Genomic DNA, 21137 nt, shown 5'->3' with positions numbered 1-21137 from the left:
CCTCGTTTTACTGATGGTTTTCATCAAGTTGCTCAAGAATGGCTTTAGCAACCCCATTTTCATTATTAGTAACGGTCAGATGATTAGCAAGTTTTTTAATTTCCGGAATCGCATTGCCCATGGCGTAACTAACACCAGCGATTTTTAACATAGAAGCATCATTCATATTATCACCAATGGTCATTACTTGTGACATGGGAACGTTCAATTCATCAGCAAAGTGTTGAACCGCAATTCCTTTTTGGGCACGGGGATTATTGATTTCGATGTTATTTTCAAAAGAAGATGAAATGGCAACATCGACTTTAGCATGTAAAGCTTCGCGAACGGGTTGCAACCCCTTTTGTCCATTTTCACCAAAAGCCACAAGTTTAAGTACTTGAATCTTCGGATCGTCAATTAAAACTTGGTAATCATCCACGTAGCGAATGTTCATTAGTTCCACCCTTGCTGATGACATAGCGACTGCTAATTTGAAAGGTGTGTCTGGGTTAACCGTTTCAAGCAAATGAGCTACGGTTTGAATTCGACGAGTGCGACTATTAGAAACGACGCCTTGGTTAGTTGTAATTTCATAGTAAAGTCCGGCTTTTTCTAGTTGATGCATGATCAAGACGGCTGATGGCTTAGTAATTGGAACCATATCTAAAGCTTTACCATCGACGTCGAAAACAGCGGCTCCGTTTAAAGTAATTAGTGGGACCGATAGTCCGTATGCTTCAAGCAAAGGTTTGGCTTCACGATATTCACGACCGGTGGCCACTGCAAAATGAACCCCAGCAGCTTGGGCCTTTTTAATAGCATCTGCGTTGGCACTTGAAATCTGCATTTCTTCGTTAAGAAGTGTTCCATCCATATCTGAAGCGATAATTGAAATCATTTATAAGCACATCCAATCCATGTATTTATGTTAATTCTAACATGACATAGCTTTTTTTTTACTAAATCAGTTAGAATAGAAGTAATAAAATTGTATTAAGGAGTTACGAAATGAAAAAAATAATCCATAACGATTGGCAAGATGTTTTACAAGGTGAATTCGAACAAGCATATTATGCTAAATTGCATGAGTTTTTGAAACATGAATATGCTACTCAAAATATTCATCCTGACATGTACCATATTTTTCAAGCCTTTGAATGGACTCCTTTTTCAAAAGTAAAGGTGGTAATCTTGGGGCAAGATCCATATCATGGACAAAATCAAGCGCACGGACTAAGTTTTTCAGTGCAACCTGGGGTGCAAGTTCCACCATCGTTACAAAATATCTACAAAGAACTCCAAAGTGATTTGGGAATTGCTCCAGTCCAACACGGTTATCTAAAAAAGTGGGCAGACCAAGGAGTGCTACTTTTGAATTCTGTGTTGACCGTTCGTGACGGACAAGCTTATTCCCATCAAGGGCATGGTTGGGAACGATTGACTGACACGGCGATCCAGGCCTTATCGGAAAGAGAGCAGCCCGTTGTGTTTATTTTATGGGGAAAAGCAGCCCGCGACAAGATTAAGTTAATTGATCAATCCCGCAATATTATTATTCAATCAGCGCATCCCAGTCCCTTATCGGCATACCGGGGCTTCTTTGGCTCAAAGCCATTTTCAAAAACCAACGAAGCACTTGAAGCGATGGGAGAGACACCAATTGACTGGCAGTTGCCAACGGAAGTTTTGGAGGAAAAATAATCATGGAAACCTATCAACTAAATGACGAAGCCGAAACGATTAAATTTGGCAAAATTATCGGGGAATTACTGGAAGCTAACGACGTGGTCTTATTAGATGGTGATTTAGGAGCCGGAAAAACGACACTGACGAAAGGCATTGCTCAAGCACTTGGAATTCGGCGCTACGTGAAGAGTCCCACCTATACCATTGTGCATGAGTACCATGATGGTAATATGCCATTATTTCATATCGATGCATATCGTCTTGAAGAAGACGGTGCGGGAGATATTGGAATTGACGAATACTTTGAAAGTGATGGAGTGACCGTGGTGGAATGGTCACAGTATATTAAATCGTATTTGCCAGATCAATTTTTAAGGGTTATTTTAGATCGCAATCATGACAATACTAAACGTTTTCTAACTTTGGAGCCTAACGGTGAACATTATCAAAAAATCGAAGAAGCAATTGAGGAAAATATCAATGGCCGATGAAGTTAGTTTTGTTGAGGGGCAAGCTGAGGATGCACAAGGGATTGTTCAACTAATTCAAAAATTGGAATCTGAAACAACTTCCATTGAATTTGATGATGCAATTTCTAAGTTAAGTCTAGAACAAATTGGTGAAAATCTAAATTTGATCCAACAAAGCCCCTTGAATTTTCTTTTAATTGCTAAGTTGGGGGAGACGCCGATTGGCATTGTGACCCTAATCGAAACTGATGAAGTGAAGCATCGGGCTGAATTAGGCGTTGGTGTCTTAAAAGACTACTGGCATAACGGGATTGGGACAATGTTAGTCGATGAAGCTTTATACTGGGCGAAGCAATTTAGCTGGTTAGAGCAAGTTTGGCTAGCAGTTTTGGATAATAATCAGTATGCTATTCAAATTTACCAAAACCTAGGTTTTCAAACTAAAACGCCCCCAACCATGGATGGTCAGGGGCGTCAAATTATAAAAATGGAATTATCCCTTACTTAATCGGACGAATAAAACTAGCTAAGGCATCGGCTCCAAATTGATGTTCTTGATGTAATAAGATATTCGCACAGGCACGGCTATCATCCAGTGCATTATGATGGTGCTGCAAATCAATTCCAAGATTATCACAAATCGTATTAAGTTTATGATTGGTGTAATCTGGATAGAAGCTTTTGGAAGTCCGTAAAGTATCTAGTGTTTGATATGGTAGTCGATTAATTTGATAACGTTCTAAAGTTTTTTTAAGGACACTATTATCAAAAGTTGCATTGTGGGCCACAACCAGTTTGTCGGGTGTAAAGAACTGTTTAACGACGGGCCAGAGTTCTGGAAATGTGGGTGCATCACCCACATCGGCTTGATGAATGCCATGAACTTGGACATTGCGCCAATTAAATTCAGTTTCAGGGTTAATTAATGAGTAAAGTTCGTCTGTAATGACATCATTTTGAACAACAGTCAGTGCAATTGAACAGGCGCTTGCACGAGTAGGAGCTGCTGTTTCAAAGTCCATTGCGATAAAGTTCAATTGAATCACTTTCCTTTATTGATTTAACCTATAGTTTAACGAATAAAAGTGAGTGAGTAAAGGAGCTAATTAAGATGATTAAAGTTGGAGTGATCGGATTAGGAAATATTGCTCAAAAAGCCTATTTACCGGTGTATAGTGAGTTGCAAGATCGTTTTGAATGGCATTTAAGTAGTCGTAATGCGGAGAAATTGGCTCATATTCAAAAACAATTTGGATTCCAATATGGATCAACTAATTCAGATGAGCTAATAACAGAGGGAGTAGAAGCAGCCTTTGTGCACACGCCAACTGCTACCCACTATGCCATTATTAAGAAATTTTTAGAAAATAAAATCAACGTCTTTGTGGATAAACCAGTATCAGAAAATATAGATGAAGTTCGAGAATTGTATCGTCTCGCTGAAAAACAAGGAGTTTTATTAACCTGTGGATTTAATCGCCGGTTTGTGCCTTTTCATCAACAATTAGCTCAATTACCAGCGAAGCATTTAGTTACGGTAACTAAAACTCGTGAATTAGAGCAGCAAAATCCGTTATTTGCAATTTATGACTTAATGATTCACGTAATCGATACCACGCAATTCTTAATGGGTTCAGGAAAGGTAGAATTTGTCGATGGCCAACTGATCCAACAGGACGGTAATTTGATTTTAGCGCGAATTAATCTTCGCAAGGGAGATATGTTAGGAACAGCAATGATTGATATGCAAACCCAAACTAATAGCGAGATGGCCCAAGTGGTTAGTCAAAGAGGGATTTCCACAGTGGATAACTTAAGTTCCTTAACACTTCAAAAAGAGGGGATTAAACATTATCAACAGGCTCCTGATTGGCAGACTAACCTGAAAACTAGGGGATTTGACCCGTTAGTGCGAAGCTTTTTAACAGCACTTGAAAAGCACGCCGAAAACCCAGTTTCACCAGCATCAGCAATCCTTTCACACGAGTTGTGCGCGCGTTTAATAAGCCAAGGTAAAGTGATAGAATAGACTAAGAGATTTTAAGATGAAAAGAAAAAGTAAGAGGGGAAAGTATGATGGATCAATCAATAGCTGATGCATTTCCAGAGGTTCAAGTGTTAGAACATGAGCCTTTGTCAAAATACACCAATACCCAAACTGGTGGTCCAGCTGATTTGTTGGTATTTCCAGAGTCAGTAACAGAAACCAAACGACTAGTACTTTGGGCAAAAGAAACGGATACGCCATTGACCATTATTGGTAATGCAAGTAATTTAATTGTGCGAGATGGTGGAATTCGGGGGTTAACATTAATTTTAACTAAAATGGATGACATCCAGGTCAATGGAAATGAAGTGGTTGCGGAAGCAGGTGCGGCACTGATTCAGACCACGGAAGTAGCCTACCAAGCAGGATTAACGGGCCTTGAATTTGCAGCTGGTATCCCTGGATCAATCGGGGGCGCAGTCTTTATGAATGCGGGGGCCTACGATGGTGAGATTAGTGAAGTAGTTACTAGCGCAGAAATTTTGACGAGAGATGGCGAGATTAAAAATTTAAATAACCATGAACTCGATTTCGGTTACCGCCATAGTAGTGTGCAAGATTATCAAGATGTTGTGCTTTCGGCAACCTTTAAGTTACGTTCAGGGGATGCTAACAAAATTCGAGCTCGGATGGACGAACTGAATCGTTTACGAGCTTCGAAACAACCTCTTGAATATCCATCATGTGGGAGTGTTTTTAAACGACCAACAGGCTACTTTACTGGAAAATTAATTCATGAGGCAGGTCTTCAAGGCTTTACAGTGGGGGGCGCACAGGTTTCAATGAAACATGCGGGCTTCATCATTAACGTTGGAGGAGCCACCGCAACAGATTACATGGATGTGATTCATCATGTTCAAGCAACCGTCTTGAAACAATTTGGAGTAACGCTAGAAACCGAAGTTCGAATTATCGGTGAAGAGAAATAATTAATTGGTATATATTAGAAGAGTTTAGAAAAATAATTTGATTTTCTAAACTCTTCTTTGTTCGAAAAGACCATAAAGAACGGCAGGTCCATGGTATAATGGGCGTTGAATAAAATTTGGAGGGACGGTTATGGATATAAATTGGTCCCAACTATTAACATGGAGTAACCTCATCAATTTAATCGATATAATTGTGGTTTGGTTTGTAATTTACGAGCTAATTATGTTACTTCGAGGAACCAAGGCGGTACAGCTATTCCGTGGAATAATTGTAATCGTAGTTATTATGGTTGGTAGTTGGTATATTGGATTAAGTACCGTGTATTGGATCATGAACCAAGTCATCAACTGGGGCGTAATTGCCATGGTGATTATCTTCCAGCCGGAGATTCGACGGGGATTAGAACATCTCGGTCGAGGTTCGATTTTTGCTAAGAATCATTCACAAAATGAAGCCGAAGAAAGCTTGATCAAAGCTTTGGATAAAGCGATTCAATACATGGCTAAGCGGCGAATTGGGGCTTTAATATCAATTCAAATGGATACAGGGCTAGATGACTATATTGAAACGGGGATTCCATTAGACGCGGATGTTTCGGGAGAACTACTAATTAATATTTTTATTCCGAATACCCCTTTGCATGATGGGGCAGTTATTATCAAAAATGATAAAATTGCGGTAGCAGCGGCCTACTTACCATTGTCACAAAGTAACTTAATTCCAAAAGAATTAGGAACGCGTCATCGAGCGGCTGTGGGGATGAGTGAAGTTACCGATGCTCTTACCATTGTTGTTTCAGAAGAAACTGGTGAAGTTTCTATTATGAAAGATGGTGAATTAATTCGCGGAATGACACAAGAGTCGTATCTAAAATATTTCCGTACGCAATTAATTACGGCCGATGAAGGACCGACACCATTCTTTGCTTCTGTTACAGAAAATATTTCGTCGTTCTTTAAAGGAAAAAGGGGGCGACACTAAGTGAAAAAACTTTTTACACAAAACTTAGGATATCGCTTAATTGCGCTAGTGTTAGCCGTCCTACTTTTTGCATACGTAAAGACAGATCATTTAACCGCAACCCGCACCTCGGGAGGCGATTCTAATCAAAATAATTCGGCTTTGATGTCGACTAAGACGACTACTATCACCATGCCGGTCGACTTGGATGTTAATACTTCTAAGTACGTAGTGAGCGGTTATCGAGAGAACGTAAAGGTGACTTTGTCTGGAACCAGTGCGCTGGTAACAACCTTAACTAACACGCGTAATTTCAAGGTGTACTTGGACTTGCAAGATTACAAGGCTGGAAAATATACAGTTAAGTATAAAGTTACGGGTCTGGGAAAGGATATTAAATATAAGATTGATCCCGAATTAGCTAAGATTTCGATTGCTAGACGACGAACTAAAAACTTTGAAATTCGATATCGTTACGATACCAATATGATCAAAGAAGGCTACACCATGGGAAATGTTAAATCCTCAACTACGGAGGTTCAGGCCACAGGTTCAGCTACAGATATTGAACGCATTTCTCAAGTAGTCGCAGATGTTAATGTTCCTAGCAACACAACGGAAGATATTTCTGCTCGAGCAGTATTGCAAGCTTTAGACGTAAACGGTAACATTGTAAACGTGGTGTTAACGCCTCAATCGGTAAATGTTACCATTCCAGTTACGAAAGTAGCTTCTAAAGCAAAAAGTTCAGCTTCAACTAGCAGTTCAAGCAGCTCTAAATCAAGCTCAGGAGAATCTAGTTCAGATGCTTCCAGTGCCACGGATGAATCTGCCCAGTCCGATTCAAATGCATCCACTAATTCTTCAGCTCAAACGACCTCAGATAGTGCAACTTCCGACAGTACAAGCACATCTGATGCTAGCGGAAACACAGATACACAGGTGAATTAACAAAGGAGATTATTAACAATGAAATTAAAGTATTTTGGTACTGACGGAGTTCGAGGAATTGCAAATGAAACATTAACTCCAGAATTAGCGTTTCAATTAGGCCGTGCTGGTGGTTATGTTTTAACTAAGCATGCTAAAGATGATGAACAACCACGGGTTTTAGTTTCAAGAGATACCCGAATTTCAGGACAATTGTTAAAACATGCATTGATCTCAGGCTTACTTTCAGTCGGCATTGAAGTTATGGACATGGGAATTGTTACAACTCCTGGTGTGGCTTATCTTGTTCGTAAACAAGAAGCTGATGCTGGTGTAATGATTACTGCTTCACATAATCCGGTTCAAGATAACGGAATCAAGTTCTTTGGTTCAGATGGTTACAAGCTATCAGATGAACTTGAAGCTGAAATCGAAGTACTTTTAGATGCTGATAAAGACAACTTACCTCGTCCTTCATCTACTGGACTAGGTTCAGTGACTGATTATCCAGAAGGTGGATTAAACTATACGGCCTTTCTTGAACAAACTATTCCCGATGACTTGGAAGGTTTGCATATCGCAATTGATGCTGCTAATGGAGCAACCAGTAGCTACGTTTCACAAATATTTGCGGACTTAAATACTGAGTTTGATACGATGGCAACAAATCCAGATGGTTTGAACATCAACGCTGGAGTTGGTTCTACTCATCCTGAAGGATTGGCTAAGTTTGTGGTCGAAAAAGGCGCTGATATGGGAGTTGCTTTTGATGGCGATGGAGACCGTTGTATTGCTGTTGATGAATTAGGTAATATCGTTGATGGTGACAAGATTATGTATATCTGTGGTAAATTCTTGAGCGAACGCGGACGTTTGAAAGACGATACTGTGGTTACAACCGTGATGAGTAATCTAGGACTATATAAGGCTCTAGAAGCTAATGATATGCACTCGGTTAAGACCCAAGTTGGTGACCGCTATGTGGTTGAAGAAATGCTTAAAGACGGATATAACCTTGGTGGTGAACAGTCCGGACACATTGTCTTCTTAGACCACAATACTACTGGAGATGGTATGTTAACCGCCATTCAATTGATGTACGTGGTTAAACAAACTGGTAAAAAGTTGTCTGAGTTAGCTGCTGATGTGACAACTTACCCTCAAAAATTAGTTAATGTTCGAGTACAAGATAAGAAGCTAGCACTTGAAAATCAAGCAATTAAAGATATCATTGAAAAAGTTGAAAATGAAATGAACGGCGAAGGTCGAGTTCTAGTGCGCCCTTCAGGGACTGAAGACCTACTTCGTATTATGGCCGAAGCTCCTACAAAAGAAGCAGTTGGTCAATATGTTGATCGAATTGTTGCTGTAGTTCAAAGTGAAGTTGGCGTGGATTAATTAGTTGAATTCAACTTCTACAACTGAATAAATTTAAAAAACTATGCTATTTTGCAAAAAATGGCATAGTTTTTTTATACGCGAAAAGCATTGCTACTATACCTATTTCGTCATTTGATATATACCAATTATAAATATTAACGTTTGACAATTCGATAAAGCCGTTATATATTAATAATCGTTCTATATACCAATTTTAAAAATTTAAATATATTAATTTAGAGGTGCAAGTAGTATGTGTGGAATTGTAGGAGTTACTGGAAGAGCTGATACAACCAATCTATTAGTAAATGGACTTAAAAAACTTGAATATCGTGGATATGATTCTGCGGGAATTTATGTCAGCAATGCTAATGGTGAAGATCATCTGGTTAAAGCTCAAGGTAAGATTAAAAATCTTGAGGAAAAAATTACGAATGATGTCATGGGAACCACAGGGATTGGCCACACACGCTGGGCAACACATGGAGTACCAAGTATTGAAAATGCTCACCCTCATTTTTCAGAAGACCACCGTTTTTACTTAGTTCACAACGGGGTAATTCAAAATTTCAAAGAACTTAAAAAAGACTATCTATCTGAAGTTACTTTCCAAAGCGATACGGATACGGAGGTTGTGGTTCAACTTATCGATCGTTTTGCTAAAGCAGGGATGGATACGGAACGAGCTTTTAAAAAAGCAATTAGTTTATTAAAAGATTCATCATATGCCTTTGTTTTGATGGACCGTCAATTACCAGAAACCTTATTCGTAGCTAAGAACAAGAGTCCTTTGTTAATCGGAGTGGGCGAAGATTTCAATGTAGTTTGCAGTGATGCATTGGCAATGATTAACGTGACTAACCAATTTGTTGAATTACACGACGGGGAGGTAGTTAAGATTACGCCTCAAAGCATTTCAATTAGTAATCTAGCCGGCGAAAGGATCGACCGTGCTCCTTTCACTGTTGATATTGATCAAGCTGACGCGGATAAAGGAACTTACCCATACTACATGCTTAAAGAAGTTGATGAACAACCTGCTGTAATCCGTCGTATCGAAGCTAAATATCTGGATCATTCCGGCAATATTCACTTTGATCAAGCTTTGCTAGATCAAATTAACCAAGCTTCTAAACTTTACATCGTTGGGGCTGGAACTAGTTACCATGCTGGATTAGTGGGTAAGAAGTTATTTGAGAAGTTTACCAAAACTCCTACAGAAGTGGTATTAGCTTCTGAATTTGCTTACGACGATCCTATCATTGAAGATCAAGCCTTCTTTATCTTCTTAAGTCAAAGTGGAGAGACTGCTGATAGTCGTCAAGTCTTAGTTCGAGTAAACGATGAATGGCAAAAGCCTAGTCTAACAATTACTAACGTCGCTAACTCAACGTTGGCTCGTGAAGCGGACTTCTCAGCTACGCTGGAAGCGGGTCCTGAAATTGCCGTTGCTTCAACTAAAGCATATACAGCGCAAATCGCAGTGGAAGCTTTGTTAGCGGTAGCAATGGGACGTGAAAAGGCTAATTCTACAGCTGTCAATTTCGATATTACGGGACAATTGAGTAAGGTTGCTAATGCCATTCAAACCGTGGTCGATGAGAAGGGTAAGATTGAAAAGTTAGCTCTAGCAACTTTACGAGAAACGCGCAATGCGTTTTATATTGGACGAGGTTTGGATTATAATGTTGCCTTGGAATCTTCTTTGAAACTAAAAGAAATTTCTTACATTCAAGCTGAAGGTTTTGCTTCTGGTGAATTAAAGCATGGTACGATTGCTTTGATTGAAGATGGAACGCCGGTAATTGGAATTATTACGCAATCTAAGACGGCGGATCATACGCGTAGTAATCTTCAAGAAGTTCTTTCTCGTGGTGCTAACGTCATTACCATGGTTAGTGAAGATTTGGCTAATTCTACAGATGATATCTTACTTCCAGTAGTGGACGAAATGTTGATGCCATTGGTTAGTGTGATAGCTGCTCAATTGTTAGCTTATTATGCTAGTTTGCAGCGTGGATATAACGTAGATCAACCACGTAATTTAGCTAAGAGTGTCACGGTCGAATAAAAGTTAATATCTAAAATAAGCGGTACAGGTGCTAAACTGTATCGCTATTTTTTTGAATAAATTGCTAAACAGTATTGACACTCATAGTTGTAAGCGTTATCATTGTTCGTGTAAGGTAGTGGCGCATCTCCTACCTGTACAATCAATTCTCTTTCTCTCTTATGCTGGATCCGACTATCAAAAGGTCAGGATCCTTTTTTGTTGTCTAAAGAGTGACTAGACACGACCTCCTACGGCAAACTATACTAGTAGAAGTGGAGGCAGAGCAATGAAGAGTAATGAAACATTTACGCTAATCCAAGAGATTACGCGCTTAGACGGAACTAAATATATTGAAATTGGAAATATGATGATGAATGGTCGGGCTGAATTAGCCGCCGAACGTGGTTATATTAAATCTGTCCGAATTTTGCAATTAAATATCTCACATTCCCAACATGTTATTAATTACGAAAAGTATATTGGGGAGCGCTACGAGATGCCGGATGAGTCCATGACGGCTTGGGAAGAATGGCAAAAAGACGATCGGATTATGAAAGAATTTAATGCGATCCTTCATGAAAATCATATTAGTGGCTAAATCATAAAAAGGTCGGTGAGCTAAAACTGCAACTTAGCAGGAGCGCGAAACCGACCTTTTATTTTAGTAATAGTAAATAAAAATTAACGGTGCAAAATGTTCGCATTATGACGGATAAAGTGCTATTATATTCATGAATTTAAATATAAGAATACTGTACAAGGTTTGAGCACAGGAGGGTACATATTATGGAAAAAGCATATATGATCGGTACTGGAATTGCCAATTTAGCAGCAGGTATTTATTTGATTCGCGATGGTGGGTGGTCTGGTAACCAGATTACGATGTTTGGTTTAGAAAAACATGGTGCCAATGATGGAGCTGCCGTCACCGACTATGAGCAGGAATATGGAAATCAAAGTCTGTCTAACAACCGAGGCTATTTAGCTAAGGGTGGACGGATGTTAAACGAAGAAACTTACGAAAATCTTTGGGATATTTTGCGGAGTGTCCCATCTTTGGACAATCCGGGCCAATCGGTTACGGATGATATATTGAATTTCGACCATGCACATCCCACTCATGATGTTGCCAGATTGATGGATAAGAAGAATGGAATTCGTAACAATGGTGGAGCAGACGACTATAATCGGATGCAGTTTAATAATAAAGATCGCTACTTACTATCTAAATTAATGATGATGCCAGAGAGTAAGGAAGATAAATTAAACGATATTAGCATTGCAGAATGGTTCGCTGAAAGTCCTCATATTTTTTCAACTAACTTCTGGTATATGTGGGAAACTACTTTTGCCTTCAAGAAGGAAAGCTCGGCCATGGAGCTTCGGCGCTATATGAATCGGATGATTCTAGAATTCAGTCGAATCAACACTTTGGAAGGGGTAACTCGTACACCATACAATCAGTTTGAAAGTATTATCTTACCTATGAGAAAATACCTTGCGGATCAAGGCGTTGAATTTATTAATAACCGAAAAATTACGGCATTTAACTTCAAAGACACTCCGCTCCGTGATGATATTATCGTTACGGGACTTGAATACGAAGATGTTGAGAGCGGTGAAACTGGAAAAATCGAAGTTGATGAAAATGATTTAGTATTTGATATTAATGGAGCAATTACGGATAGTTCATCAATGGGTGATTTCAACACGCCAGTTAAAGAAAATATGGAATACGCTCCAAGTGCAGCCCTTTGGAAACAAGCTACAGAACATTTTTATAACCTTGGAAATCCTGATAAATTCTTTAATGATCGAGCCCAAAGTGAATGGATGAGTTTCACGGTTACTACTAATAACCACTACTTGGTAAATGAAATTAGTCGAATTACCCAACAAGAACCGGGGAATGCGCTAAATACTTGGGTAGATAGTAACAATCTCCTATCCATTGTGGTGCATCACCAACCTCATTTCCATGCCCAAAAGGAAAATGAAACGGTCTTCTGGGGTTACTTCATGTTCCCACGTAAAAATGGTGATTATGTTGATAAACCAGTGATTGAAATGACGGGTAAAGAAATGCTTCAAGAACTTCTAGGACATCTATCAGAAGTTGACCGAGCAGCTGATAACATCATCAATCATGAAGAAGAAATCATGGATAGTATCGTGAATGTTATTCCAGTTTACATGCCATATGCTAGTGCTTTGTTCAACCAACGGGCAGTGGGAGATCGTCCAGACGTTGTACCAAAGAACTCTAAGAACTTGGCTTTTGTTAGTCAATTTGCTGAAATGCCATTTGATATGGTCTTTACGGAACAATACTCAATTAGAGCCGCTCAAAAGGCGGTTTACCACTTCATGGGTATTCCAGAATCACAAATGACGCCGGTTCATCACTATGAAAAAGATCCAAAAGTCTTGCTAAAAGCAACTAAGACTATGTTCAGATAAAAATAAGTATATAAATAAAAGTACCGCAGAAAAATTTAAATTTTCTACGGTACTTTTTTATTTGAGGATTTTTTAGTTATGTGAAAAATAATATTAAACGTATTTTTGAGGAACAGTTTTATTGTGCACAGCTGTAGAAAAATCAGTGAAAATTAATTTTGATAAATCTATACCTTTAGATTTAGAAATATACCATGCCAGTAGTTGGAAAACTGTAGAACTTATAAAAGGTACTTTATATTCATCTTCAATATTAATTAAATCTAGTTGCTTTTCATCTTCAGATGTTTCCTCTCTAAAATTGATAGTATAAAGGTTAGATACGTATTTCTTTTCATATGTTTTTAGAGATAGCTCTTTTTCATATATACTTTTTTGTGAGTTGGTTTCAATGAAAAAAATATAATGATCTTTATTAACTTCTAGATATGGTCCATGCATGAAAGCTTCTAACTCAAATCCCTGCGAGGGTACTCTAACAACTTCAGAGAATTTTGTTGCCATCTCTGAGCAAGTACCAACACTTGGTCCGTATGCGATTGAAGTGAATTGTGTAGCCTTAGTAAGAGAATCTATATGTTGCTTAATAAATGATTCAGTTTTATTTATAACATTATCTATATTCAAAGCTAATTTCTTTAAATCTTGTATTTCATGGAGCTCTTGCTCTGAAGTAATAACATGATTAACTGCGGCAATTCGTATGGCTAGGAGCATCATATTTAAGACAGTAGCCGTGAATCCTAAAGTAACGTAACCCACGTGTTCTCTACCAATTAATATATCTAAAATTGTGTCTGTTTCTTCAGAAATTTCTGTTTTAGGTAGACTAGTAACACCAATTGAGAAGACAGGATGGTCTTGTTTAACTTTTTTTAGTGCTTCAATGGTTGCGGTACTTTGTCCGCTTTGGGAAATACCAATTACAGCATCTATGTGTTTATCAATTTTTTCATAGTGTGAATAGTTATATGGTTCTTGAATTTCCATTTGAATATTTGTTATTTTTTCAAAATAATATTTAGAACTTAAAGCTGCATTATAGCTGGAACCAGTTGCTAACACTAAAATTTTATTAACATCTTTAGGTATTTTGTTGAGAGCTTTATCAATATTTAATGGATATTGATCTAGAATTGAGAGCATTTTAGCTTGTTCAGAGTATATATAAGTTAACATTGTTGGTTTATCCATTGTTGATCTCCTTAAATATGAAAGTATTGAATTAAGAAATTAGCTATACCATCTTCTAAATTAGAATCAGTAACATGAGTCGCGTATTTTTTTACAGTTTCGGGGCTATTGCCCATCGCTACGCTAATACCAGATTGTTGAAACATTTCTATATCATTTAATCCATCGCCAAAAGATATAGTTCTACTAGATGGAATATTAAATTTTTGTTGGATAGATTTTATTGCAGTTGATTTATTTATATTTTTAGGTATTAATTCTATGTTATTGGTATTAGATGATGAAATATCTAAATTTTTAATACGTGATAATTTAGCTGTTATTTGTTTTAAACGTGAATTAGGTGTATCAAAGATAATAATCCCGTTCAAGAATTTTTTATTAGTAGCATCAGTTATACGAATATAGTCGTTAGGATTAGGACTAGCTATTCGGTTCTGATCGCTATTTTTAAAATAATGGGGGAGATCTTTTGTGTAAAAAACGTGATGATCATCAAAGAAGAAAGCGCTTAAATTAAACTGATTACTTATCGATATAATATCTTTTACAGCTTCTTTGCTGAGATAAGTAAGGTATGTTTTCTTATCTAAAGAATAGATACACCCATTGGATGCGATAATTCCCAAAGAACGATCGATATCATTACGTATTACAGAGGCAGATAGAAACATTCGGCCTGTAGAGATATAAAATTGAACATCCTTTTTTTGAAGCGATTTTATTGTATCTATGGTTTTGTTAGAAACAGTTTGCTGTTCGTCGATTAAAGTACCGTCAATATCCATAAAAACTAAATATTTTTTTTGCAATATAATTCCTCCTAGTTTTGTTTAAATTTTGTACCGCATGATTCTCTAATTATTAATTTAGGATATGGAATAGGTAGATGTGGTAATGTTTCATGCTCAATCAAATTTAATAATTGCTGTAAAGCTGCTAAACCTAATTGATTATTGTTATGATCAATCGTAGTCAGCCTTGGAATAGTAAATTCACTATTAGGAAATAAATCACAACTTGCAAGAGCAACATCCTTTGGAACTTCTAAGTTGTGATCTTTAAGCGCTCTTATAGCACCTATTGCTACAGCATCGTTGATAGTGACTAGAGCTTGGGGGAGAGAGTCTGTACTAATTAATTTTTCAATCGCGTTATATCCATCTTGTACATAGTAATCATTTAAAATTACATATTTTTCTTGAAAAGTTGAATACATGGATAGCGTTTCTTTAAAGCCATTAAAACGTTCTTTTGTTATTTTTACATCGGGTCTACCCCCAATAAACCCAATTTTTTTATAACCATTAGCAAGTAAATGTTGTGTGATCATCGTGCCGCTTAATTTTTGATGTCTTTCAATAAAAACGGAATTAATTGAACTATCAGTTTGTGAAACGACTACTGTAGGAATATTTTTTGAAAGATCGTTTAGTTCAGTAGCGTATTTAGGGTTAATATCAATTTTATCTACTTCCCCACCTAAGATTATTACCCCATCTACATGTTTTTCTTTCACAATATTAAAGGTTTTTATCTCGGCTTTTAAATTCGTAATAGTTTCTTCAGCAGTCATAGTATTTAAAAGCAAGATAGAATAGTTCTGTTTTATACAAATTTCCTCAATTTGAGAAACTAACGAAATAAAATATGGATTATTAACGTCTGACACAATTAACGCGATGGTATTAGTTTTTTTTGAAACCATACTGCGAGCAATCATGCTAGGTTGAAAATTATTCTGATCAATTATTGTTTGTATTCTTTTTCTAGTATTTTCAGAGACATTTTTACTATTATTGATAACTCTTGATACTGTTGAAACAGATGTGTTTGCAAGCTTCGCTATTTCTTTAATTGTTAAATTGTTCTGCATGTAAGTTACACTCCTATAGTTCTTGATGGTAACTTAATTGTAGGTGATATCTTTGTATTTAACAATACTTTTTTGGTAACGTTACCAAAAAATGTGTTGACATGCTTTTTCTTTTATTATAACATTCTGGTGTGGTGATAACGTTTTCATTAACAATGGTAACCTTACCAAAGGAGATAAAATATGTCAAACAAAGTAAAAACAGTACTCTCCGTAGATCTCGGTGGTACAAAGCTATTGATTGGAGAAGTTACAAAGGATGGAGAAATTCTGAATAAGAAAAAGTTTTTCTCAGATGTAACAAGTCAAGAGAGGGCTTTAAATTCTATAAAGGAAGCTATAGTCACATATTGGAACAATGGATGTATTGGAGAAGTTATTGCTATAGGAATTTCAGCAGTCGGTCGTATAAATATACAAGATGCGACATGGTATGAAATTAATCCAAAAATAAGTGAGCCAATCAATTTACGTACGGAATTGAAAGATATAACTAAATTACCAATTTTTGCAGCTAACGATGTCAATTGCGCAACAATTGCTGAAAAAATTTTAGGAGATGGTAAAAACGTAGATGATTTTATATATATCAACTTTGGGACAGGTATCGCAGCTGGAATAGTCCAAGGAAAGAAACTTTTATTTGGTTCAACTTATAATTCTGGAGAAGTGGGGCATATGGTAGTTGACTATGATAGTCCTACACAATGCATATGCGGACGTTATGGATGCGTCGAACCGCTGGCATCGGGATTGGGTATCTCGGAAAGAGCAAAAGAGTTAATTGATAAATACCCATCTACAAATCTTAAGGAAGATCAAAATGGTAGGATAGGATTGCCAGAGCTAATAAAAGCTTATGAGGATAATGATCCCATTGCCCAAACGGTTTTGAATCGTGCTACGCAAGCTGCCGCCTGCTTGATAATGAATTTAGTGTATACTACAGATCCTAAAAAAGTGATTTTAGGAGGAGGAATGTTAAATGGCGGATGGTTCATCAAACATATAAAAGAGTATCTAAACGATGAGGCCATGAGATTTGTTACAGATGGTTTAGAAGTAACAAATTTAAATCCGAATGAAATAGCTTTGAAAGGAGCCGCTATGTTAGCACTAAAGGAGGGAAAGGTTTGAATAAAAATATAACGGATATTCTTAAAATAACAGAGAATCTACATAAACCCATTCCACTGAATGAAGAAAACAGTTTAGAAAAATTTACGAATACAAAAAAAATCCAAAGAAGAATACCGATTGAGGCTACTTCACAAAAGAAATGGCTTGGTCTAGGACGTGGGGATGTTAGAACCATCGACTCACGTAAAATTAATATAAAAGCAAAAGCTAGATATGATTCGTGGGATATTGGTGATCCAAGTGATGGAGATTATGTAGGGTTTGGAAAAACTAAAGCATATATGGAAATGAATCATGAAGATTGGCAATCATATGATTTGTTATCTTTCGAAATAAAATCAAACTGTAAAAATATTATTAATCCAAATATTACTATTGAACTAAAAAATGATGGTGAAATTAAGGTGCCGGATAAATATGAACGTGAGGGCTATCATAGTGTTAATCTTCACGATAAAGAATTGCAAACCATTAAATTAAATCTTAACGGATTTCCACGAGATTCTATCACGGAACTAGGTTTTGTAATTGAAAGTAATGGTACCTATAGCGGGACCGAAGGAGAAATTAACTTCGAAATAGCAAATGTTTTCCTAGAAAAAAGTGATTCAACTGATTTAATCGAAGGTTGGAGACCTAAAAAAGATAATATTATTTTTTCTCATGAAGGATACCAAACAGACTCACCCAAACTGGCATTTACATCGGGGCTGAAAGCGGACAATTTTTCTATTGTGAAAAACGATGGTGAAACGGTGTTTACTTCAAAAATTAGCAATGTAAAAACGAATGTAGGTGAATATAATATAGCCGATTTTTCAAATTTTAAAATGAATGGCACATATCACATTAAGATCGGTAATTTAGAAACTGAAAACTTTAAAATCACGAACGATAAAGAATTATGGATGGGTTCATCTGTAAAGGCGCTTAATTTTATATTCTCCGAAAGATGTGGGTATCCTGTTCCAAATATTCACGGCGTTTGCCATGAAGATGTTGTAGCCTTGCATAAAGGAACAAAGATGATTTTCAATGGTGGTTGGCATGATGCAGGTGATTTGTCGCAGCAATTAATTCAAACTGCGGAAGTCACGCAATCAATTTTTGAATTAGCAGAACAATATAAAAATATAGATCAAACCTTATTTGATAGGTTTATTGAAGAAGGGAAGTGGGGCATTGATTTTATTCTGAAAACAGATTTTGGCGAGGGATACCATGCAACTAGCGCTGGAGTATCAAGGTGGACGGATAATTTACAAGGGAATATGGATGATGCTTCTGCTCGAGTACATAATACCCCTTACGAAAATTACATTCTATCAGGTGTGTTTATGCGAATTTCTGAAGTGATTGGAGCAAAAGATTCTATGTACAACACACTTATAAGAAGAGCGGAAAAATACTATAGATTTGCAGAACACGAATTTAGTAAATTGGGATTTAAAACTACTCCAATAATGTGGGAACATACATTAAATACATCAAAAGCAACATATTTGGCAACAATGGTATGGTCAGGTACTTTAGTAAACCGGGTTTTAAAAGATCAAAAAATTGAGCAGAATATTAAATCTCGGATGCGGCAACTAATACTTTGCCAAGAAACAGACGGTATTAAATTAGATAACGGCCATATTTTAAAAGGTATGTTTTATAGGGATGAGACACATAACGTTTTGCAACATTTTAACCATCAATCGCGTGAACATTATTTCGCACAAGCATTTGAAGCAATTATAACAACATATAAAGATGACGAGGAATTTTCAACGTGGGTTAACTCAGCAAAAGAGTATGCGAATTATTTATTATTTTTACAGAAATATACTTATCCATATGCTATGCATGCTGATGGAATATATAAAGAAAAGGAATATACAGATAAAGCAAGCTTTGATGTCCAACATTTACTGGTTGATAGTTCCGCTAAAAATGAATATTCAATTCAATTACAAAAAGGCAAAAAAGTGGCTAATGGCTTTTACATTAAGAAGTTTCCAGTGTGGTTCTCTTTTAGAGGAAATAATGGAGTAATTCTTTCTGCTGCTAAATCTGCTGGTATTTTAGGAAATTTATTAAATAAAAAAGAATTAATTAATATTGCTAGAGGACAATTGCAATGGATTATTGGGCAAAATCCATTTGACCAATCCATGATGTATGGGGAAGGTTATCGTTATGCTCAGCAGTATTCGGTTTCTTCTGGGGAAATTGTTGGTGAAATTCCAGTAGGAATCGAGACAAATGAAAATACAGATGTGCCATACTGGCCATTCTTTAATAACGCAACCTATAAGGAAGTCTGGATAGGAAACGTTGGTAAGTGGTTAAGTGTTATTGCAGAAGTTATTAAATATAAATAGTAGTTTTATCGATTTTATTGTTTTTTATGAATTTTTTCAATGAAAAGGAGAAAAAAGTGAATAATACATTTGTTACTAAACTGACGATGATTGCTGGAAAAATATCTAATAATAAATATATTGCAGCTATTCGTGATGCATTTGCTAATACAATTCCGATTACTATTACAGCAGCTTTTTTTCTATTAGTTAATAATGTACTTCTAGATCCAAAGACTGGATTTATAAAAAATATGCCTGGTGCTGATTTTATAAGGAATGTCGGAACGCAAGCATATAATGGAACACTAGGAATATTAGGACTACTAGTTACCTTTATGATAGGTGCTAAACTAGCTAAGGAATTTAAATTTGATGAAGTTATTGCCGGAATAGTATCTGTAGGTTCGTTCATTGCTTTGATTCCTAACGTTATTACTACTGCTACAACAACAGGAAGTAATGTAAAAATCACAGCAGCTTTAACTCAAGTACAGACTAGTGCATCTTCGATGATTTTGGGGATTTTAGCTGCACTAATAGGTACACGATTATTAATTATGTTTAATACAGTGGACAGATTAAAAATAAGAATGCCGGAATCCGTGCCACCGGGGGTAGCTAAAGCATTTAATGCTTTATTCCCTTCTTTTATTACTATCACAATCTTCTCAATTATTGAAGAAACTACGCTTACTCTAACCGGAATGCCAGTACCTGATTTGATTTCTAAGTTATTACAGGCACCTTTAGTTGGCGGTTTTCAAACCCTACCAGGTATTTTACTATATGTATTTTTGTCTACTTCAGTGTTTATCTTTGGTATTCATGGAGCCTTCGTTTTTGGTGCAATTTCTGAACCAATCCTATTGTCAGCATTACAACAGAATATTGATGCTATTAAATTAGGACATTCAGCCCCCAATATGGTGACCCAACCTTTCTTGGATGCCTTTGTATACATGGGCGGAGGAGGAACGATGATTTGTTTGGTTATTGCCTTACTAATTTTTTCGAAACGTCCAGATGAACGTCTGATTTCAAAAATTGGTGGTGTCCCTAGTTTATTTAATATTAGTGAACCAATTATGTTTGGTTTACCTATTGTTTTCAACCCTATGTATGCTATCCCATTCATTGTTACACCTATGGTATCGACTACAATTGCATATATCTGTACGAGTCTGCATTGGATTAACCCTACGTATATATTTATCCCTTGGGTAACACCTCCGATTATTTCTGGCTATTTAGCTACTTCAGGTGATATACGTGCATCGATTATGCAAGCTGTAATTATTGTTATCGGGGTTCTTATATACGCACCATTTGTATTAGCTTCAAATAGATTACAGAAAAACAAGGAGTAACTCATTATGGCTGAAAAAACAATTATGTTAGTGTGTGCTGCAGGTATGTCAACAAGTTTATTAGTTTCGAAAATGCAAAAAGCCGCTGAAGCTGAAGGTGTAGATGCAGAAATCTTCGCAACAGCTGCATCAGATGCAGATAATAAATTGGCTGAAAAGAATCCTGATATTTTAATGCTTGGACCTCAAGTTCGTTACCTTGAAGGTAATTTCAAAGAAAAATTGGATATTCCAGTAGAAGTAATTAACATGCAAGATTACGGCATGATGAATGGTGAAAAGGTATTGAAGGAAGCTCTAACATCAATGGG

20 protein-coding genes are annotated in these 21137 nt (G+C 36.7%); 15 read left to right on the top strand and 5 right to left on the bottom strand.

Going from position 1 to position 21137, the window contains the following annotated elements:
- Positions 1-7: 7 nt before the first annotated feature.
- Positions 8-880, bottom strand: coding sequence for a Cof-type HAD-IIB family hydrolase (locus tag HFC68_RS06580; RefSeq protein WP_002834057.1), 873 nt, complete (start codon positions 878-880; stop codon positions 8-10).
- Positions 881-990: 110 nt separating this feature from the next.
- On the opposite strand from HFC68_RS06580, the gene HFC68_RS06575 reads away from it, so the two are divergent.
- Genes HFC68_RS06575 through HFC68_RS06565 form a run of 3 tightly spaced genes read left to right on the top strand, consistent with a single transcriptional unit; the run spans position 991 to position 2646 of the window.
- Entirely contained in the window at positions 991-1683 is a 693-nt protein-coding gene (locus HFC68_RS06575) for a uracil-DNA glycosylase (protein WP_002834055.1), read from the top strand.
- Positions 1684-1685: 2 nt separating this feature from the next.
- Positions 1686-2159, top strand: coding sequence for a tRNA (adenosine(37)-N6)-threonylcarbamoyltransferase complex ATPase subunit type 1 TsaE (gene tsaE, locus HFC68_RS06570; protein ID WP_002834053.1), 474 nt, complete (start codon positions 1686-1688; stop codon positions 2157-2159).
- Positions 2149-2646, top strand: coding sequence for a GNAT family N-acetyltransferase (locus HFC68_RS06565; RefSeq protein ID WP_002834051.1), 498 nt, complete (start codon positions 2149-2151; stop codon positions 2644-2646). The genes tsaE and HFC68_RS06565 overlap by 11 nt, the downstream gene beginning before the upstream one ends.
- Here the strand turns inward: HFC68_RS06565 and HFC68_RS06560 are convergent.
- Positions 2639-3175: a 3'-5' exonuclease gene (locus HFC68_RS06560; protein ID WP_167399735.1), complete on the bottom strand. Its 537-nt coding sequence runs from the start codon at positions 3173-3175 to the stop codon at positions 2639-2641. The genes HFC68_RS06565 and HFC68_RS06560 overlap by 8 nt on opposite strands.
- A 74-nt stretch (positions 3176-3249) precedes the next feature.
- On the opposite strand from HFC68_RS06560, the gene HFC68_RS06555 reads away from it, so the two are divergent.
- The 8 genes from HFC68_RS06555 to HFC68_RS06520 all read left to right on the top strand — a co-directional run bounded on the left by HFC68_RS06555 (position 3250) and on the right by HFC68_RS06520 (position 12898).
- Positions 3250-4167, top strand: a complete 918-nt coding sequence (locus HFC68_RS06555) for a Gfo/Idh/MocA family protein (RefSeq protein WP_167399734.1) — start codon at positions 3250-3252, stop codon at positions 4165-4167.
- Positions 4168-4211: 44 nt separating this feature from the next.
- Positions 4212-5114 (top strand): UDP-N-acetylmuramate dehydrogenase, encoded by a 903-nt coding sequence (murB, locus tag HFC68_RS06550; protein WP_002834046.1) that lies wholly within the window; start codon positions 4212-4214, stop codon positions 5112-5114.
- A 130-nt stretch (positions 5115-5244) separates the two neighbouring features.
- Complete coding sequence (gene cdaA / locus HFC68_RS06545) at positions 5245-6096, top strand: diadenylate cyclase CdaA (RefSeq protein ID WP_002834044.1); 852 nt, start codon at positions 5245-5247, stop codon at positions 6094-6096.
- Positions 6097-7026 (top strand): YbbR-like domain-containing protein, encoded by a 930-nt coding sequence (locus HFC68_RS06540; RefSeq protein ID WP_002834043.1) that lies wholly within the window; start codon positions 6097-6099, stop codon positions 7024-7026. It abuts the gene before it with no gap.
- Between the two features lie 18 nt (positions 7027-7044).
- Positions 7045-8403, top strand: coding sequence for a phosphoglucosamine mutase (gene glmM, locus HFC68_RS06535; protein WP_002834042.1), 1359 nt, complete (start codon positions 7045-7047; stop codon positions 8401-8403).
- 235 nt (positions 8404-8638) lie between these two features.
- Positions 8639-10456 carry a glutamine--fructose-6-phosphate transaminase (isomerizing) gene (gene glmS / locus HFC68_RS06530; protein ID WP_167399733.1) on the top strand — a complete coding sequence of 606 codons (1818 nt, stop codon included), beginning with the start codon at positions 8639-8641 and terminating at the stop codon, positions 10454-10456.
- A 268-nt stretch (positions 10457-10724) separates the two neighbouring features.
- On the top strand, positions 10725-11036 hold the full coding sequence (locus HFC68_RS06525) for a hypothetical protein (protein ID WP_002834040.1): 312 nt from the start codon (positions 10725-10727) through the stop codon (positions 11034-11036).
- Positions 11037-11224: 188 nt separating this feature from the next.
- Positions 11225-12898 carry an oleate hydratase gene (locus tag HFC68_RS06520; protein WP_081264897.1) on the top strand — a complete coding sequence of 558 codons (1674 nt, stop codon included), beginning with the start codon at positions 11225-11227 and terminating at the stop codon, positions 12896-12898.
- 93 nt (positions 12899-12991) lie between these two features.
- On the opposite strand, the gene HFC68_RS06515 is transcribed toward HFC68_RS06520, so the two are convergent.
- Genes HFC68_RS06515 through HFC68_RS06505 form a run of 3 tightly spaced genes read right to left on the bottom strand, consistent with a single transcriptional unit; the run spans position 12992 to position 15968 of the window.
- On the bottom strand, positions 12992-14092 hold the full coding sequence (locus HFC68_RS06515) for an SIS domain-containing protein (protein WP_167399732.1): 1101 nt from the start codon (positions 14090-14092) through the stop codon (positions 12992-12994).
- A gap of 11 nt (positions 14093-14103) precedes the next feature.
- A complete protein-coding gene (locus HFC68_RS06510; protein ID WP_167399731.1) occupies positions 14104-14904 on the bottom strand; it encodes an HAD family hydrolase in 801 nt (266 codons plus the stop codon).
- An 11-nt stretch (positions 14905-14915) separates the two neighbouring features.
- Positions 14916-15968 (bottom strand): LacI family DNA-binding transcriptional regulator, encoded by a 1053-nt coding sequence (locus HFC68_RS06505; RefSeq protein ID WP_167399730.1) that lies wholly within the window; start codon positions 15966-15968, stop codon positions 14916-14918.
- Between the two features lie 183 nt (positions 15969-16151).
- On the opposite strand from HFC68_RS06505, the gene HFC68_RS06500 reads away from it, so the two are divergent.
- The 4 genes from HFC68_RS06500 to HFC68_RS06485 form a co-directional block, all read left to right on the top strand.
- Positions 16152-17105 carry an ROK family protein gene (locus HFC68_RS06500; RefSeq protein WP_159231939.1) on the top strand — a complete coding sequence of 318 codons (954 nt, stop codon included), beginning with the start codon at positions 16152-16154 and terminating at the stop codon, positions 17103-17105.
- A complete protein-coding gene (locus HFC68_RS06495) occupies positions 17102-19477 on the top strand; it encodes a glycoside hydrolase family 9 protein (protein WP_167399729.1) in 2376 nt (791 codons plus the stop codon). The genes HFC68_RS06500 and HFC68_RS06495 overlap by 4 nt, the downstream gene beginning before the upstream one ends.
- A 56-nt stretch (positions 19478-19533) precedes the next feature.
- A complete protein-coding gene (locus tag HFC68_RS06490) occupies positions 19534-20826 on the top strand; it encodes a PTS sugar transporter subunit IIC (RefSeq protein ID WP_256677781.1) in 1293 nt (430 codons plus the stop codon).
- Positions 20827-20832: 6 nt separating this feature from the next.
- On the top strand, positions 20833-21137 hold a 305-nt coding region (locus HFC68_RS06485; protein ID WP_167399727.1), incomplete at its 3' end, for a PTS sugar transporter subunit IIB.

Source organism: Pediococcus sp. EKM201D, from assembly GCF_011800215.1.
In the GTDB taxonomy this organism is placed as follows: Bacteria; Bacillota; Bacilli; order Lactobacillales; family Lactobacillaceae; genus Pediococcus; species Pediococcus pentosaceus.
The sequence above is the reverse complement of the archived record's forward strand: the minus strand, read 5'-3'. Positions and strand labels throughout refer to the sequence as shown.